14 protein-coding genes are annotated in these 17,545 nt (G+C 31.3%); 9 read left to right on the forward strand and 5 right to left on the reverse strand.

Annotated features, from left to right (window positions below; translation table 11 throughout):
- Positions 1 to 5 precede the first annotated feature (5 nt).
- From truA to NOU10_RS05410, 4 genes are all read left to right on the forward strand, one after another.
- Positions 6 to 776, forward strand: a complete 771-nt coding sequence (gene truA / locus NOU10_RS05395) for a tRNA pseudouridine(38-40) synthase TruA (RefSeq protein WP_004563878.1) — start codon at positions 6 to 8, stop codon at positions 774 to 776.
- 134 nt (positions 777 to 910) lie between these two features.
- Entirely contained in the window at positions 911 to 1,354 is a 444-nt protein-coding gene (gene rplM, locus NOU10_RS05400; protein ID WP_161022634.1) for a 50S ribosomal protein L13, read from the forward strand.
- 13 nt (positions 1,355 to 1,367) lie between these two features.
- Positions 1,368 to 1,760 (forward strand): 30S ribosomal protein S9, encoded by a 393-nt coding sequence (gene rpsI, locus NOU10_RS05405; RefSeq protein ID WP_255906240.1) that lies wholly within the window; start codon positions 1,368 to 1,370, stop codon positions 1,758 to 1,760.
- A 129-nt stretch (positions 1,761 to 1,889) separates the two neighbouring features.
- Positions 1,890 to 2,483, forward strand: coding sequence for an alpha/beta hydrolase (locus tag NOU10_RS05410; protein WP_255906241.1), 594 nt, complete (start codon positions 1,890 to 1,892; stop codon positions 2,481 to 2,483).
- A 98-nt stretch (positions 2,484 to 2,581) separates the two neighbouring features.
- On the opposite strand, the gene NOU10_RS05415 is transcribed toward NOU10_RS05410, so the two are convergent.
- Positions 2,582 to 4,438 carry a monovalent cation:proton antiporter family protein gene (locus NOU10_RS05415; RefSeq protein WP_255906242.1) on the reverse strand — a complete coding sequence of 619 codons (1,857 nt, stop codon included), beginning with the start codon at positions 4,436 to 4,438 and terminating at the stop codon, positions 2,582 to 2,584.
- Between the two features lie 284 nt (positions 4,439 to 4,722).
- Here NOU10_RS05415 and helD point away from each other — a divergent pair, with 284 nt between their 5' ends.
- Positions 4,723 to 7,014 (forward strand): RNA polymerase recycling motor HelD, encoded by a 2,292-nt coding sequence (gene helD / locus NOU10_RS05420; RefSeq protein WP_255906243.1) that lies wholly within the window; start codon positions 4,723 to 4,725, stop codon positions 7,012 to 7,014.
- A gap of 166 nt (positions 7,015 to 7,180) precedes the next feature.
- Here the strand turns inward: helD and NOU10_RS05425 are convergent, their stop codons facing one another.
- Genes NOU10_RS05425 through NOU10_RS05435 form a run of 3 tightly spaced genes read right to left on the reverse strand, consistent with a single transcriptional unit; the run spans position 7,181 to position 9,439 of the window.
- Positions 7,181 to 7,855 (reverse strand): ABC transporter ATP-binding protein, encoded by a 675-nt coding sequence (locus tag NOU10_RS05425; RefSeq protein WP_160996362.1) that lies wholly within the window; start codon positions 7,853 to 7,855, stop codon positions 7,181 to 7,183.
- Positions 7,856 to 7,858: 3 nt separating this feature from the next.
- Complete coding sequence (locus NOU10_RS05430; RefSeq protein WP_081539073.1) at positions 7,859 to 8,920, reverse strand: ABC transporter permease; 1,062 nt, start codon at positions 8,918 to 8,920, stop codon at positions 7,859 to 7,861.
- Between the two features lie 18 nt (positions 8,921 to 8,938).
- On the reverse strand, positions 8,939 to 9,439 hold the full coding sequence (locus NOU10_RS05435) for a TetR/AcrR family transcriptional regulator (protein WP_255906244.1): 501 nt from the start codon (positions 9,437 to 9,439) through the stop codon (positions 8,939 to 8,941).
- Between the two features lie 150 nt (positions 9,440 to 9,589).
- Here NOU10_RS05435 and NOU10_RS05440 point away from each other — a divergent pair, with 150 nt between their 5' ends.
- Both NOU10_RS05440 and spxB read left to right on the forward strand, forming a co-directional pair.
- Positions 9,590 to 10,153 carry a M15 family metallopeptidase gene (locus tag NOU10_RS05440; RefSeq protein WP_255906245.1) on the forward strand — a complete coding sequence of 188 codons (564 nt, stop codon included), beginning with the start codon at positions 9,590 to 9,592 and terminating at the stop codon, positions 10,151 to 10,153.
- Positions 10,154 to 10,268: 115 nt separating this feature from the next.
- The gene (gene spxB / locus NOU10_RS05445; RefSeq protein ID WP_255906246.1) at positions 10,269 to 12,077 is read left to right on the forward strand and encodes a pyruvate oxidase; all 1,809 of its coding nucleotides are present in this window, start codon (positions 10,269 to 10,271) and stop codon (positions 12,075 to 12,077) included.
- A 167-nt stretch (positions 12,078 to 12,244) separates the two neighbouring features.
- On the opposite strand, the gene NOU10_RS05450 is transcribed toward spxB, so the two are convergent.
- Positions 12,245 to 12,832, reverse strand: a complete 588-nt coding sequence (locus NOU10_RS05450) for a LysM peptidoglycan-binding domain-containing protein (protein ID WP_255906247.1) — start codon at positions 12,830 to 12,832, stop codon at positions 12,245 to 12,247.
- 482 nt (positions 12,833 to 13,314) lie between these two features.
- Between NOU10_RS05450 and NOU10_RS05455 the strand changes: the two genes are divergently transcribed.
- Both NOU10_RS05455 and NOU10_RS05460 read left to right on the forward strand, forming a co-directional pair.
- Entirely contained in the window at positions 13,315 to 14,430 is a 1,116-nt protein-coding gene (locus NOU10_RS05455; protein WP_255906248.1) for an exonuclease SbcCD subunit D, read from the forward strand.
- Complete coding sequence (locus NOU10_RS05460) at positions 14,427 to 17,528, forward strand: AAA family ATPase (protein WP_255906249.1); 3,102 nt, start codon at positions 14,427 to 14,429, stop codon at positions 17,526 to 17,528. Before NOU10_RS05455 ends, NOU10_RS05460 begins: the two co-directional genes overlap by 4 nt.
- The last annotated feature ends 17 nt before the right edge of the window (positions 17,529 to 17,545 follow it).

The following is a 17,545-nucleotide window of genomic DNA, read 5'->3' on the forward strand; positions in this document are numbered from 1 at the left end:
GAAATATGACGCAAAGATTTAAAGTAACGTTAGCTTATGATGGTACTAATTTTGCTGGTTTTCAAGCTCAACCCAATCAAAGAACAGTTCAATTTGTTCTGGAAAAAGCTATTAACAAAATGAGTAAAAAGGATGAGTATATAACTGTTTATGGATCAGGGAGAACAGATTCTGGAGTACATGCTTTAGGGCAAGTTGTACATTTTGATTTTCCGCATCCTATTTCTGCTAAAGGTATGTTGAGAGGATTAAATAGTATGTTGCCGCTGGACTGTGAAGTAGTAGATTGCAAAATAGTACCAAATGATTTTCATTCAAGATATACAACTCATGGGAAAAGATACTTATATCGTGTTAGTAGAGGGGAATTTGTAAATCCTTTTAAGAGATTGTATACAGGACACTATAAGTATCCTTTAGATATAGAAAAAATAAAAGAAGCGATGCCAGATGTTGAAGGAACACATGATTATTCAAGTTTTGTTGCTTCTGGTAGTCAAGCCAAAAGTCATGTAAGAACAATTTATGAAGCTAAAGTTTACGAAGATAAGGTAAACGATGAAATAGTTTTTGAATTTTATGGAAATGGATTTTTGTATAATCAAGTTAGGATAATGGTGGCAACACTTCTGGAAATTGGTAATGGAAAAAGACCAGTACACGATTTTTTGAGATTGTATGAAGTTAAGGATAGAAGTCAAGCAAGACAGACAGCACCAGCTAGTGGCTTATACTTAAAGGAAGTATATTATGATGAAGAGGATGAAAAATTATAAGAAAACTCAATTATTATATATTGACTTATTGTTAAACAAGTAATAAACTAGTATTTGGTATTGTTTGCCCCACAGTAAGCCCCGTTAATCTTATTGTATGTCAAACATGTATACAACAAATGGAGGAAATAAACGTGCGTACAACATATATTGCAAAACCAGGCGAAGTAGAACGTAAATGGTATGTAGTTGATGCAACAGATGTTCCTTTGGGACGTTTATCATCAGCTGTAGCATCTATTTTACGTGGTAAGAATAAACCAACATTTACACCAAACGTAGATACAGGTGACTATGTAATTATTATCAATGCTGAAAAGGTTGCTTTAACAGGTCGTAAAGCTTCTGATAAAGTTTACTACCACCACTCAAATCATCCAGGTGGTTTGAAAGCTCGTACAGCTGGTGATTACCGTGAAAAAGATCCTGAAAAGTTATTAGCATTATCTATTAAAGGTATGCTTCCAAAGGGTACTCTTGGTCGTCAACAAGCTAAGAAGTTACATGTATACCGTGGTGCAGATCACAAGCATGAAGCACAACAACCAGAAGTATTGGATATTAACAAATTAATCTAGGAGGAATTAGAAAGTGGCTCAAGTACAATATCAAGGCACAGGCCGTCGTAAGAACTCCGTTGCTCGTGTTCGCTTAGTACCAGGTACAGGTAAGATCACAATGAACGGAAAACCTGCAGAAGAATACATTCCATTCGCAAACATTCGCGAAGATATGGTACAACCATTTGGCGTTACAGAAACAAAAGGTCAATACGACGTTTTTGTTAACGTAAATGGTGGTGGATTCTCTGGTCAAGCTGGTGCAACTCGTCATGGAATTGCACGTGCTTTACTTGAAGTAGATCCAGATTTCCGTGGAGTATTGAAGTTAGCTGGTTTATTAACACGTGACGCTCGTATGAAAGAACGTAAGAAACCAGGTCTTAAGAAAGCTCGTAAAGCTTCACAATTCTCAAAACGTTAATATATACCATATTATCGGAAAAGCACATCTCTTGTTGGGATGTGCTTTTTGTTATGCATTAATATGATAGTAAAATTGAATTAACTGTGGGATTGAAATTTTAAATTAGAACTTTATAGGGGGCAGATAATGTCGGAAAGAAATACTAAAATAAAGTATGATAAAGTTGATCAGCAATATGGTTTAATGTTTGGAAAGTCTAAGTTAGTTTTTATTAAAACTGGTGCTGCTGGTTCAATTTATGGGTATAAAAATAAGTATTTAGAATTAGCAAGTAAAATTCAGAATGAAAGAGGATATGCCGTGGTTGTTTCAGCTAATCCAGTTGGTTCTTCACTAAATTTACAAGAAGAGTTGGAAAAAGTTTCAACATACTTAATAGATGTTAAAGAAATTATATTAATTGGAATTTCGCGAGGTGGATTATTAGTATTGCAACAAGGATATTTAAATACTAAAGTTAGCCGAATTTTAGCAATTAATCCACCACTGGCAATTAATTGGCATAAAACTAAAAAGGGGCTAATTAACTTTAGTGGAGCAAAAGTACAAGTGGTTTTTGGTCAATCTGATCCTAGTGTTGATTATTCAGATCTTATTGAGAGATTGGAAATACTAGAAACAGATTGTAGTAGTCAAATTATTTTTAAGGCAGATCATAATTTTAAAGGGAAACTAGATACTTTTAAAAAATTAGTGATGCAATTTGCATTAGAAGAGTAAAATTGTTAGTAGTGATGATTAATAATTTAGATAAAAGATAGTGATATATATTGAGAATGAAAAAAGGACTACGCATTGAGCATAGTCCTTTTAAACAACTATTCATTCCTTCTTTGAAGTTTACGTCTGAAATAAGCACTTTCTTCAGCACTAGCAGAGAAGATAATATGATCACCTAATTGTAATTGCGTGTAACCATGAGGTGCAATAGCATGTCCATTACGATAAATTCTACTGATTGTAATCTTATCAATGTGTGGTAAGTCTTTAACTTCAACTCCAACAAAAATAGAATCATTAACTACTACTTCATATAAACGGGATTCAGAACTTGTAAGAATTTGTAGCATAGATGGACTATCAATCATTGAACGCATCATACCTACATTGATATCGAAATAACTGAAGTATTCAATACCAGCCTTTTTAAGTTCATTTTCCATATCATTAAGTGGATTACGATTTTCAAAACGAACAATAACACGATTTACACCATACTTTTTAGCTGCAAGAGATAATTTATAATTAACATTATAATCAGCATACCCTAAAACGAGAATATCAGTATCAAAAATATGATTAGCAATTAACTCATCAGGATCTAAAGAATCTAAGAAATGTACATTAGCTTGAGAATTATAGGTTGTAAAGTTCTTAGAATTATCTGTATACATTTGAACATCATACATTCCTTTAGAAAGTTGTTGAGCAGCAGATACTGTAACTAGATTTACACCAATAATATGCAATGAAGTTTGCTTTTGATCTTCTGGTTCAGGTTTATATTGTTTATTAAAGAAAACAGGTCCTACGATACAAGTAAGAATTCCAGCAAGTAAAAAAGCACCAGATTGTTGTGGAGTTATAGCATGTAAGTGTTCAGCAATCTTTAAGGTTGTTACTACTAATGTGATAGTAGTACTTGTTGCAACAGCACCAACAAAGGAGTTCTTTTTACTAAAACGTCTTTGGAAACCAAAATATCCTGGAAGTTTTGCGAGGATAAAGGCTACAAAGAATAAAGGAATTAATAATAATGTTTTAGGCGAACGCATCAATGATGGAATATCTAAATTTACCCCTGTTAAAATAAAGAAGAAAGGAGTAAAGAAACCATATCCAATTGCATCAAGGCGATGTTCTGTTTCTTCCGCAGGTTCTAATAATTTCAAAACAATTCCGGCAACGAAAGCACCAAGAATATTTTCAGCTCCAACTGTCTCAGCTACTAAAACTAAAGCAATGATAACAAAAAAAGCAAGACGCATATCAATTTGTGTAGTTGCTTTATTGATTTTATCAAAGAATGAGAAGAAGTGTCTGAAACGATTGAATAAGAACGCTGCAGCTATGAATAGCAATGTAATCAACCACAAACTTGCACCTTTTCCTGCATAGATAGAGGAGTAAGCAGTTAAAGCAATCATAGGAATAACTTCACCTAATACAGAGAATAAAAGGATAGTTTGACCGAATGGACGGCTTAATAACTCATTTTCTTTCAATAATGAAGTCATAATTCCTAAAGAAACAGTACTAAATAAAATAGTAGCTAAACCAACATCTGAGAATAAGCCTGTAACTTTAAATAGCAGAGCTAAAATTAGCGATGCGACTAAAGAAAAAGCGTACGCATAAGTTGCAGCTCTAACAGGTGAAGTTTTAGGTTCATTAGCTGCCATTTTTGCTTCTAACGGGGATAAGGTATGTGAATTCTTCTTAAATAAGCTAAAATTAATTTCCATACCACTTAAAAACATTAATAGTATAACCCCGAAAGTTGAACACCAACTCAAGAGCGTATCAGCATGAATTAAATTGAAACAACTTTTACCAATAATAATACCTATAATAATTTCAGCAACTGAAGTAGGAAGAAAAGATACTTTGAATCTTGCTAAAACCATAGGTGTGATAAAAGCTGCCAGTGTAACAATTAAAAATGAAACTGACATAGTAATACCTTCTAATCTTAAATTTTTTCTATACAAGTATAACATAAAGGCTAGAATGAATTAAATTATTCATCCTAGCCTTCAACACTGTATTCGTATTATTACAATACATTATTATACAGGCTCGAGTGATTTATTTGTAGGTTAAATTAAATGATTTTTACTTTTTTATAAATTAAATAAAGGATAATAGTTATAAAAAATATTTAAAATTTGTTATAAACAGTTAAAAATGATACAATAGTATGATGAGTTTTTTGATAATTTGAAAGGGGTTGTTAAAAATGGCTCTTACTGAAAAAGAATTAGAACAAAAACATATGGATGATGTTGTTGCTAAAATAAAGCAAGCTGAAAAGAGACATCAATCCGAGATTAATAAGGTTGAACAAGATAGAAAAGACATTATGGATGATTTTAAAAATAATGTCAGAATTAAAACAGGCTCCTATGCTGGAATTATGGAAACTGGTCTAACTGTAAGACAACAGCAACAACTTTTACAAGAACGCGAAAATAGTTGGCAACATGCAACACAGAGATTAGAAGTTCTTGAAAAGTTAGAGAAAAAGCCGTACTTTGCTAGAATAGATTTCACTGAGAATGATGGTAAGCAGGAATCTATTTATATAGGATTAGGTTCGTTTGCGGATACCCCAGACCATTTTATGATTTATGATTGGCGTGCTCCAATTTCTAGTATTTACTATGATGGTAAATTAGGAGAAGTAACATATGATACACCTGATGGCCCACAAACAGCAGTATTAACTCTAAAAAGACAGTTTATGGTAGAAGATGGCAAGATCATAACTTTATTTGACACTGATGAAACTGTTGGGGATCAAATGTTATTGGAAGTTCTAGACGAATCTTCTGACATTAAGATGAAGAGCATTGTTACTACGATTCAAAAAGAACAAAATAAGATTATCAGAGATACTAAGTCTGACTTGCTATTTGTTCAAGGTGCTGCAGGTTCAGGTAAAACATCTGCTGTATTACAAAGAGTAGCATATCTATTGTATCGTTATCGTGGAAATTTGAGCTCGAGTCAAGTGGTATTATTTTCACCAAACCAGTTATTTAATGACTATATTGATCAAGTTCTACCAGAATTAGGGGAACAAAATATGGTTCAAATGACTTACTATCAATATTCACAACGTCGTCTACCTAAGATACATGTAGAGACGTTACAAGAAAGATTTGATGAAGATAATCAGCCATTAAGAAGAAAAATTTCAGCTTTAAAAAGTAGCTTAACAATGTTTAATGCGACAACTAATTATAGTGATTATTTAAATACTGCTGGAATGAGATTTAGAGATATAAAATATAATGGAGAAATCTTCTTCTCTAAAAAAGATATAAAGAAAATTTACTATAGTTTTAATAGTAATTACAATCTACGTAATCGTTTGTCTGCTACTAAAGAAAAGCTTATTAAGATTTTAAATAGTAAGGTAGGAGAACTAGCTAAACAAGATAATGTTCAAAAACAGATACAGGATTTAAGTAGAGAAGAACTTAATGAGTTATATGGTGATGAACCACGTAACTTTGTTAATGGCGATCAAGAGCTTAAATTCTTAGCTCGCAGTTATGTTATGAAGCAATTACGTCCAGTTCAAAGAGCGATTGTACGTAATAGATTTTTGAGTATTAATAAACAATTTGTTCATTTTATGCGTAATATTCCAGAGTTAGTTGATTTATCAAAATTTGATTTAACTCTAGATCAATGGAATAATGATGTTGATATGACGGTCAATCACTTGAAAAATCATAAGTTAACAATAGCAGATGTAACTATTTACCTATACTTATATGACTTGATTACAGGAAAACGTGGCGAAGTAGATATTAAGCATGTTTTTATTGATGAAATTCAAGATTATACAGCATATCAGTTAGCATATTTAAAATTTGGTTTTCCACGTGCTAAATTTACAATGTTAGGTGATTTAAATCAGGCTATTTTCACGAAAGAAAACAGTCATACACTGTTGGATGAGCTAGGAACAATGTTTGATAAAGATAAAACAAAAGTTATTCAATTGACGCAATCATATCGTTCAACTCAACAAATAACAGATTTTACTAAAGAAGTATTAGTGAATGGAGAAAAAGTTACATCTTTTGCTCGTAAGGGACCGTTACCAACTATTACAATTGATAATGATGAGGAAAAACTGATAAATAATGTAGTTATGCAATTGCATAGAAACGATGCAGATAAGATGACTACGGCCATTATTGGGAAATCTTTATCTGAGTGTGAAAAATTAACTGAAAAATTGAAGAATAAAGGTGCTCAAGTTACTTTAATTAAGACTGAAAATCAACGACTTGTACCAGGAACAATTGTAGTGCCGTCATTTTTAGCAAAGGGACTGGAATTTGATGCGATTATTATGTGGAATGCCAGTCGAGAAAATTATCATGATGAAAACGAGCGTCAACTAGTTTATACAATCTGTTCTAGGGCGATGCATAGATTGGATATCTTTGCAGTTAAGGAACTTACACCATTGATGGATAGAATTAATCCAGAATTATATGAGATGATATAATATAAATAACATCCTTTTTAGTTTGAATATTACTGATATGTAGCAATTTTTCGTGTTTCAAATATAAAATACAAAAATAATCCGGCTCAAAATTTTGGGCCGGATTATTTTGTAGACTAGAAATACTAGTTTTTTTAACCGATTAATACTAGTAATCGTTCAAATATTATTTACTTTCTTTCAAAATTCCATCATCTAAATGATATACTTTATCAGCATAATTTTCTAATCTGATGTCATGAGTTACTACAATAATAGCTTTGTCTTGCTTATGAGCTAAATCAGACAGTAAACTACCAACTTCTTTAACTTTTTCGCTATCTAGAGCAGCTGTTGGTTCATCAGCTAGTATAATTTCTGGATTAGCGTACAGAGCTCTAGCAATAGCAACTCTTTGTTTTTGACCTCCAGAAAGTTGATCAGGATATTTATTCTTAAGTTCATAAATTCCCAATGTTTTTAGCAGTTTTTCTAATTCTACATCAGAAAGATTATTATTTTTCTTTATTTTATTAACAAAGCTAAATTGTTCTTTGACAGTTAAGTAAGGAACGAGGTTATAAGCTTGTAAGACAAATCCTATTTGATTTAATCGTAAAGCATCGCGTTGTTTAGATGAAAGATTGCTTACATCTTTTCCATTAATAGTAACTTTTCCAGAATCAGCTGATTGTAATCCACCTGCTATGGTTAGGAAAGTACTTTTTCCTGAACCCGATGGACCTAAAATCAAGATTAATTCGCCACGATTGGCTTGAAAATTCAAGTTACGTAAAACGTGTACTCTAGCAGTATCTTTACCGAAATATTTATTAATATTAGTTAATTCAATTACTGGCATAATTTAACCTCCAATTACAGAAACAGGATCAACTTTTAATACAATACGTACTGGAATGAGTGAACCCAAAATTGCCATAAATATCAAGCCGATAGAAACAATGGTCATAAAATTAATGTTAAATGCCATCGGAACAGAAGAAGGTATCGATAAAGCTGTTGCAGCAGTTAGTATAAGACTGATTACTAATCCAATAATTGTAAGCAGTAGAGATTGTGAAAAAGTTGCGCCAACCAAAAGTTTAGCAGGACTACCTTGTGCTCTTAAGACAGCATAATTACCGAGTTTTTGAATTGTAATAATGTATAAAAATACTGCAATAATTATTAATGAAATAATCATTAAGAAACCAATCATAAAGATAAAGGTAGAATTTTGAGCAGTGTATCCAGGTAATTTATTAATAACTTGAGTAACAGTATAGACTTTAAGATTTTTATCGCTATTGTCAATATTTGCTTGCTTGGAAACTACAGCACTTCCGCCAAAAGCATTACCCATGCCACGTAGTTTTTGCCAAGTAGGGATCGTACCATATACAATAGGTGAGATATTTAATTTTGCATTATGAGTAAATCCCACAATAGTGTAAGCAGTACTATCAGAATTAATTGTGAGCTTATCATTTAGCTTGTAACCATATTGTTTGAAAGAATCATCTACAACAACTTGTCTATCATTTTCAGGTTTATGACCACTAGTGAGTTTTAAATCTTTACTAATAAATTGAGAATTGTCTAATCCAATAAAAGTTGAAGCTTGTTTAGCTTTTCCTTTAGTTTTAGCAACTATAGAAGTTTCAGCAATTACGGCATTATTTTTATCTTTAGTAAGTTTATTTACTTGATCTGTGGTTAACAAAGATTGACGTAAACTAACATCAGAATCTTTATTAAGAACAGCACTTCTGATTTTCCAGCCATCAATTGCTGCAGTATTTTCTTGAGCTAATCCCAATGCTAAACTTGTGAGAATAAAGATTAAATAACTAATGAGAACAATCATTGCAATAATGAGCCCATATCGTAATTTTTCGTGTTTAATTTCTTTTAAAGCTAGAAACATTGTAGGTACATCCTTTCTTTAAGAAATAATTTTAGTAAGAATTGTTTCTAAGTTAGCTATATATTCTTCTTGTTTGTTAGGATCAACTAAACAATCACGAATAGTAGCATGACATAATTCAGCAATAGCCCAAATATTTGCAGGCATCTGCTTAGGTAAATTAGCTGAAAGAAAATGTTCATTATACAGTGTATGCATCTTAATTAAATTATAGTAAGAACTATTTTGTGATTTAGTTAAGAACTCGCGTACTTGGTTAACATAATCTTGAGCTGTTTTAACTGATGTATGAGAAATATTAATATGAATATCTTTCACAGCTTGTCCATATAGATATGTATAGGCATCAGTTAAATCAACAAAATATTTATAAAAAGCCCCTCTAGCAATTTGAGCCTCTTTAACGATAGGGGCAACTTGTGCCTTACTTAAAGGTGATTGAGAGAATTCTTTAAGTAGGGCAGCAATAATTGTCTTCTTCTTTGCATCAGGTAAATTTTCAAAAGTTGTTGTTGGCATAAAAATCATTCCCTTACTGATTAAATAGTGACACGGTGTCAACTTTAGATTAATAATATCACTATGGTGACACAGTGTCAACATTTGGATAATAAAATATTATTTTAGACGATAATGATGTAAGTTATAATCTAAGTAGAGGTGATTTAAATGGATAAAAAATTAACAGGATTTACTAATATTCAGAAATTAGATCCAGATATTATTGTTGATCTAAAATATGCGACAGAAGATAATTTTACAGGTAAAGTAATTTATGATTTTACTACTGCTATAGCCAGAACTGGAACCGCATACAAACTAGCTGAAGCAAGTGCAATTGTAAAGAAACAAGGATATAGATTGAAAGTATGGGATGCTTATCGTCCTGTAAAATCTCAGAAAAGATTATTTGAAGTTTACCCTGATCCTAGATTCGTTGCTGAACCTAATCCAAATTTCAGCCATCAAAAAGGTGTTACATTTGACTTAACTTTAACTGATAAGTTAGGAAATGAAGTAGAGATGCAAACTGGATTTGATGATTTCTCTGAAATGGCTGCTAGAAAATCACCAAGAACCCCTGAACAAGAGAAAAATTATAAGATCTTAAATGATGCGATGCTTGAAGCGGGCTTTGTTGGATATGAAAATGAATGGTGGGATTATCGTGATAGTCAAATGGATGAATATAGACCTCTAGACGCTGATCCTAATGAATATAAATTAAAATAAAAAAAGTTGCACAAAACACTTGCACCAAAAGTAAGTAAGTAGTACACTATAAAACGTAATCGAAAGAAAACGTTTGCAATGTATAATTTAGATTTGTTTTATGGAGGTTCTATTTATGACTGAAAAGAAAATTGCAGCAAGTGTTGCTATGTTAAAAGTTTTAGAAGCATGGGGAGTTAAGGATGTTTATGGTTATCCAGGAGGTTCTTTTAACTCAACAATGAAAGCGCTAGATATTGAAAAAGAAAATATCAATTATGTTCAAGTTAGACATGAACAAGTAGGTGCTTTAGCTGCAGCTGCTCACGCAAAATTAACAGGACAAATAGGTGTAACTTTTGGTTCTGCTGGACCTGGTGCAGTTAATTTGTTAAATGGCTTGTATGATGCTAAAGAAGATCATGCACCTGTTTTGGCATTAGTAGGACAAGTTCCACATACTAATATGAACTATGATTATTTCCAAGAATTTCCAGAAGTTCCAATGTTTCAAGATGTAGCAGTATATGATCGTATTGTAATGACACCAGAAAGCTTACCTTATGTTGTTGATAAAGCAATTCGTGAAGCTTATAAGAATAAAGGTGTAGCAGTAGTTGTAATTCCTAACGATTTTGGATATGTAGAAATTCCAGATGTAGACTATGCATCTACTACAATTCTAGATAAAGCTGAACCTAAGCCAGCACCAACAGATGAAGAAGTTGATAAATTCTTAGAATTAGTTAAGAATGCTAAACGTCCTATTTTCCATGTGGGTTCAGGTATTAAAGAAAATGCTGATAAGTTAATAGAATTATCTAGAAAATTACAAATTCCGGTAACAATTACAGGTTTAGCAAAAGGTTCTGTTCCTGATGACTACGAAGGTAATTTAGGTACATTAAACCGTGCTGCTTCTAAAGCTGCAGATGAAGCATTTGCAACAGCAGATTTGGTAATTGCTTTAGGTGCAGATTTCCCATTCGCTAACTTAGTATATCGTACACATGACTTTAAGTTTGTACAAATTGATAATGATAGATCACATTTTGGTAGACATCATTTCTTAGATCTAGGAATTTGGTCAGATTCAGGAGAATTCTTGGCAAAAGCTTTAGAAAGAAGTGAAACTGCTCCAGAAAGTGCATTCTTTAAAGCAAGTGTTGCAGCTATGAAAGACTGGAAAGAATATCTTAACAAATTAATGCATAGTGAAGAAGGTCCACTTTCATTTGAACAAGTGTACCGTGAAATTAATCGTATCGCTGAAGATAACGCTGTTTTCGGAATTGATACAGGTGACAATATTATTAATAGTTTCCGTTTCTTAAACTTTAAGGGTGATAAAAAGTGGACTATTTCTGCATTATTTGCAACTATGGGATATGGAGTACCTGCAGCTATTGCTGGTCAATTAGCTTATCCAGATCGCCAAGTATTCAATATTTCTGGTGACGGAGCTTTCTCAATGGTTATGCAAGACTTATTGACTGAAGTTAAATACAATTTGCCAGTGATCAACATTGTAACTTCTAACCAAACACTAAACTTTATTAAATCAGAACAAGATGACATTTTTGAAATGAATCATTCTGGTATTGATTTAGTAGATGCTGACTATGCTAAAATTGCAGAAGGAATGGGTGTAAAGGGAATTACAGTGAAGACGCTCGAAGAACTTCCTGCAGCATTTGACGAAGCATTAGCTACTACAAAGGCTGGTCGTCCAGTATTAATTGATGCTAAGATTACTGATAAGCGTGGAATTCCAGTAGAAGAACTAGAATTGCATATTGAAGATGGTAAATTTGTTGAAACAATTTCTGCTGGTTACCAAGCAACACATGCTGAAAAGACAGTAGAAGATTTCTTCGCAAGTTATGACGGTGCTGAATTAAAACCTTTAACAGCATATTTTGAAGAATATGGCGTAGAAGTTTAATTAAAATCAATTAGCCAATCTAAATTTATTATAAGAATCTCCTTAGGCGTCGACATTGGAATAAATGTTGATGCCTTTTTGTTATGCTGATTTTTGGCAAAATAAAAAGTCCCAATCTAGGATTGAGACTTAAAAATTAATTTCAATATAGTAATTGTGGCTAAATCTTAGTACCAGCCATTAGATAACCAGTGAGATTGAGCAGCTGACCAAGAACCATAACGACTAGCTACGTATTGATCTGCAACACGTTCTTGGTTAGCAGGGGAGTAATCTCCACCTAAGTAAGAAGCAGATAATTGATATCTACCAATGTATTGACCATTACGAGCACCATAATTGCCACCAGATTCACGAGCAGCAATCCATTCCTTAGCAGCTTGTTCGTTACCAGAAACATTGGATGTGTAATTAGAATTTGTATTGTAGTTTGTAGTAGCTTGTTGCGAACTTGTAGCTGGGGCAACTTGTTGACTTTGAGCAGCTTGTTGACTTTGTTGACCTTGAGCAGCTTGTTGGTTGTTATCAGCTTGAGTAGTTTCACCAATTTCAAGTTTTTGACCAACGAAGATTAAGTTAGCATTTGATAATTTGTTTGTGTTAACAATAGCGTCAACAGTTGTGTTGTAATCTTTAGCAAGCTTTGAAACTGTATCACCTGATTTAACTGTAACTGTATCTGCGTTTGCAACTGCTGCGGAAGCAAAGACACCTGTTAATGCTGCGGCTGATGCGATAACTGCTGTTTTTTTCATATAAAATATTCACTCCTGTAAAAAATTCTTATTTAAAATCTAAACCTTAGAATAATATACATAGCTTAATGACTTGAATAAGTTCTCCTATGTATCAACATTTATAAGTATAAAAAAATAATATAACAGGCATATAGCATATAAATTACTTTTTTCGATGATTATGTAATATTTTGTAATATTTTAGACTATTTAATGATCTAAATGTTGATATAATGGGAATTACAAAAAAATATAAAGTACTGAAAAATGTAACAAAAAAAGTAAAAAATATCCAGAAATTATTCATAAAAATCGAAAAATTGATAAAACTTTGGTTATTTTACGAAGATATTACTTAATATAAGAAGTTGTTACGAGAAAAATTAAAGAGATTTTTTAGGATTAAAAGTAGTGTGTAAAAAATTAAATTAACTACTACTTTTTTTATTATTACTAAAATATGGTAAAATTAATATAAAACTTATGTTCGGAGGGGTAATATGAAATTTTTACATACTGCAGACTGGCATATAGGAAAAAAACTACACAATTTTGACTTGAATTATGAAGAAGATGACGCGTTTAAACAAATTGAAAGAATTGCAGAGGAAGAAAAAGTTGATGCAATTATTATAGCTGGTGATTTATATGATAGATCATTACCAAGTGAAGAAGCAGTAAAAAGTGTAAATGAAAAATTAAAGAGGCTAAATCTGGTTGACAAGTATCCTTTATTAGTTATAAGTGGGAACCATGATTCAGCAACAAGATTAAATACTGGTAGTGAATGGTTTAAAGCTACAAATTTATTTTTAAATACAAAAATTTCTGGAGCATTTGAACCAGTAGAAATAGAAGACACACAATTTTTTCTCTTACCATATTTTGAACCACAAGAGGTAAGAAATTATTTTGACAGACAAAATTTGAAAAATGTTCAAGAAGCGATGCAACTTATTGTAGAAAAAATAAAAGAAAAGTTTAAACCTAACATGAAACATGTGTTGGTTGCACATTTTTTTGCTGCTGGAAGTACACAAACTGACTCTGAGACTAATGTTATGGTTGGTGGTTTAGACGCCATTCCAACTTCTTATTTGAATGATTTTGACTATGTTGCGCTAGGACATTTACATGATTCAAGAGCAAGTCAAGCAGAGACTATAAAATATAGTGGGTCACCTGTAAAATTTTCAGTGTCAGAAGCGACATCTCAAAAGGGTGTTTGGATTGTAAATACTGAAAAAATAGCACCTAAATTTGTTCCATTAGTTCCAGTTCATGAAATAAATGTATTAGAAGATTCATTTGACAATTTAATTTCTCCATCGGTATATGAAAAGTATTCTAAAGAAGACTATTATGCCATTAGATTGACTGACACTAAGGTTATTCCAGATGTGATTAATAAATTAAGAAATTACTATCCTAAGATCTTAGAATTGAGGCGTATTGGTGAAATTCAAGAGCTGAAAGTAGAAGAGAATAAAGAAAGAGATTTAACTGATCCCATGAAATTAGTTAGTGACTTTTTTACTGAAGTTACAGGTGAGAAATTAACTTCAAATCAGCAAAAATGGGTAGAAAATGCATTAAAGGATGTGAATAAAAAATGAAACCATTAAAGTTAAGAATGAAGTACTTTGGACCATATATTGATGAAACAATGAATTTTACAGAGTTTGATAATACACCTTTATTTTTAATCAGTGGAAAAACAGGTAGTGGGAAAACAACCATTTTTGATGCTATGAGTTTTGCTTTATTCGATCATACTTCTGGTGATGAAAGAGACGCTAAGCAGATGAGATCTGATTTTGCTACACCTAATGATGCAACTGAAGTGACATTTGTATTTGAGCATAATGGAATAAAGTACACAGTTATTCGTAGCCCCAAAATGAATTTAGCTAAAAAGAGAGGAAATGGAACTAGAGATGTTGAGGCTTCTGTAAAAGTAAAATATATCAATAAAGAACAAGAAAATATCGAGATTACTAAAAAAAATCAGGCAGATAAATTTTTACGTGACTTAATCGGCTTGGATGCACAGCAGTTTACACAAATAGTTTTATTACCACAAGGAAAATTCAGAAATTTCTTGAATGCTAATAGTGCTGATAGAGAAAAGATATTAAGAAAATTATTTGGAACGAGTCTATATCAAAAATGGACAGAGAAAATCCAAGAACAAGCAAAAATCAATGAAAGTGAAAATGAAAAGTTAACAACACAAATACAAACAATCCGACAACAAGTAGAAATTGAAGATAATGATGAAATTAATGACGAAGAATGGATAGTTAAAGTTAATAACCAAATTGAAGAAAAAAAGAAAAAACAAGAAAAAGTAAATAACGATATAACTATTAGTCAAAAGCAACTTGATAACTTGGTTGAGACTTATCAAAATGAAAAAGTATTAGCAGATAGTATTAAGCAAAAAGAGGACAATATACATAAACTACAATCTCTAGAAAATAATCAAGATAAGATTGAATTAAAGAAAATTTACGCTTATAAATTGGCTTGGTATCAAAAAAATCAACAAATATTTAACAATAAAACTGATTTAGAATTACAGATAAAAGAAAAAAGTGACAAATTGGTATTACTAAATCAAGAAAGTAAATTTTTAATTCAAAAACATGAATCTGCAAAAATAGAAGCCCAAGAGCTAGAAAAGCAACAAGAAAATATTAAGAATCTAAAAAATAAGATTTCAACATTAGAAGTGAAATTACCAATTTATCAAGATGTAAAAGTAAATCAAGAAAAATTGGATAATTTGGATAAGAATCATCAAGATACTAAAAATAGGCTTGATAATTCAGTAAAAGAACTAGAAAAACAAAAAGTAAGCTATAATGATTTAGAAAAAGAACTAGCTAAGTTAGAAAATTTAGATGAGAAACAAGTTGAGTTGGTTAATGAGAATAATAAATTAACTAGACTGAGCGAAAAAATAGATTTAGTAGATCATTTAGATAGTGAGATTGAATCAAAGAAATTACAAAAAGAAAAATTAGAAAAGAAATATCAAGAACAGGAAGAATTAGTACAAGAAAGTACAGATACTGAAGAAAAGTTAAATACTTTGTGGATAAAAAATCAAATTTACTTTCTTGCTAAACAATTAGCACCAGGAGAACCTTGTCCAGTATGCGGATCCAAAGAACATCCATTACCAGCTAAAATAGATGAATTGGAACAAGTAACTGAGGAGGATGTAAAATTAGCGAATAAGAAAGCTGAAATTGAAAGATCTAAAGCAAAAGAATTTAAGTTAAGACTAACATCTATAACAGACGAAATAACAGAATTAGAACAAAATAAAAAAGAAAGCATAGATAAAATATTACTTGATTTTGAACTAGGGGAAAAACATTCTTTATTAGAACTACAAGAAATATTTCAGATTAAAAATGATGAGTATCAGAAAAAAGCAAAAGATCTTGAAAATAAAGTTAGCTTGAGAGAAAAGTTAAAAGGTGACAGTCAATTAATAAAAAATGAAATAGCTAATTTAGAGAAAGAAAAAGATAAATTAAAAGAACAATATGACGATGTATATTATCGCTTAAAAATGACTGAAACTACTTTACAAGAACAAAAAAAGCAGTTGAATCCTGAATTTAATGATGTAAAACAGGTTGAAGAATATATTACAGATGCTAAAAATAGAGTAGAAGATTATCAAGCAAGTAAGGATAAAATTACTAAAGAACTTCAAGATACTAAAGCAGAATTAATTAAAGTTCAAGCTGATATTGATAGCAATGACCAAGAATTAGAAAGTAAGAAAAAAGGGTTAAGTAAAATTAATAAAGAAATAACTACATTAATGGAAAATAGTGAAATTAATTTAGAAGAAATAGCTTCCTTAGCTAAGGATCTAGCACGATTAGATTCTATTAATAATGAAATTAATAGTTATGAAAAACAAATATTAATAGTAAAAACAAAAATATCGGAATTGGACAAAACAATTAATAATAGAGAAATGCCAAATTTAGTTGAACGTAATAGTGTGATTGCTGATAAAAGAAAAGAACTTCTAACATTCCAAGCAGAATTTAGTGATATTACAACGGGAATTAACCATATACAAAAAATAAAGCAAGAAGTAGAACAATTACTGCAAGAACAAAAAGGAAATTATAAGTTAATGGCAGAATGGAAACAATTATCAGATGTAATGACTGGTAAAAGTGCTACTAAGTTGAGTTTGGAAAGATATGTGTTACAAATGTACCTTCAAAGAGTGTTAAATGTTGCTAATGGACGTTTGAAAGAATTAACTCAAGGAAGATATAGTTTCCAAATAAAAGATGAAAAAGGTAGTTATAGTAGTAATACAGGATTAGAGATTAATATATACGATGATAACGCTGGGAAAGTTAGACCAGTTCAAACTTTATCAGGTGGTGAAAGTTTTATTGCTGCTTTAGCTCTAGCACTAGCTTTAGGTGAGGTTATCCAGGCTAATGCTGGTGGAATATTTGTGGATGCTTTATTTGTAGACGAAGGATTTGGTTCCTTGGATAGCGATGCATTGCAGATAGCATTGGAAGCCTTGCAGACGATTGAAGGAAAAAATAGAATGATAGGGATTATCAGTCATGTTAAAGAATTGCAAGAACAAATACCATTCCAAGTAAAAATATCTAGCAATTATGGAAAAAGTAAGATAAGTTATAGAAAGGATTTCTAAATAAAAGTACATTGAAG

The organism is Ligilactobacillus sp. MP3, from assembly GCF_024436335.1.
Taxonomy (GTDB): Bacteria; Bacillota; Bacilli; order Lactobacillales; family Lactobacillaceae; genus Ligilactobacillus; species Ligilactobacillus salivarius.

Coding starts and splice junctions, on each gene's coding strand:
- truA (WP_004563878.1), top strand. CDS start 6: ATGACGCAAAGATTTAAAGTAACGTTAGCTTATGATGGTACTAATTTT.
- NOU10_RS05410 (WP_255906241.1), top strand. CDS start 1,890: ATGTCGGAAAGAAATACTAAAATAAAGTATGATAAAGTTGATCAGCAA.
- NOU10_RS05415 (WP_255906242.1), bottom strand. CDS start 4,438: ATGTCAGTTTCATTTTTAATTGTTACACTGGCAGCTTTTATCACACCT.
- helD (WP_255906243.1), top strand. CDS start 4,723: ATGGCTCTTACTGAAAAAGAATTAGAACAAAAACATATGGATGATGTT.
- NOU10_RS05425 (WP_160996362.1), bottom strand. CDS start 7,855: ATGCCAGTAATTGAATTAACTAATATTAATAAATATTTCGGTAAAGAT.
- NOU10_RS05430 (WP_081539073.1), bottom strand. CDS start 8,920: ATGTTTCTAGCTTTAAAAGAAATTAAACACGAAAAATTACGATATGGG.
- NOU10_RS05435 (WP_255906244.1), bottom strand. CDS start 9,439: ATGCCAACAACAACTTTTGAAAATTTACCTGATGCAAAGAAGAAGACA.
- NOU10_RS05440 (WP_255906245.1), top strand. CDS start 9,590: ATGGATAAAAAATTAACAGGATTTACTAATATTCAGAAATTAGATCCA.
- spxB (WP_255906246.1), top strand. CDS start 10,269: ATGACTGAAAAGAAAATTGCAGCAAGTGTTGCTATGTTAAAAGTTTTA.
- NOU10_RS05450 (WP_255906247.1), bottom strand. CDS start 12,832: ATGAAAAAAACAGCAGTTATCGCATCAGCCGCAGCATTAACAGGTGTC.
- NOU10_RS05455 (WP_255906248.1), top strand. CDS start 13,315: ATGAAATTTTTACATACTGCAGACTGGCATATAGGAAAAAAACTACAC.
- NOU10_RS05460 (WP_255906249.1), top strand. CDS start 14,427: ATGAAACCATTAAAGTTAAGAATGAAGTACTTTGGACCATATATTGAT.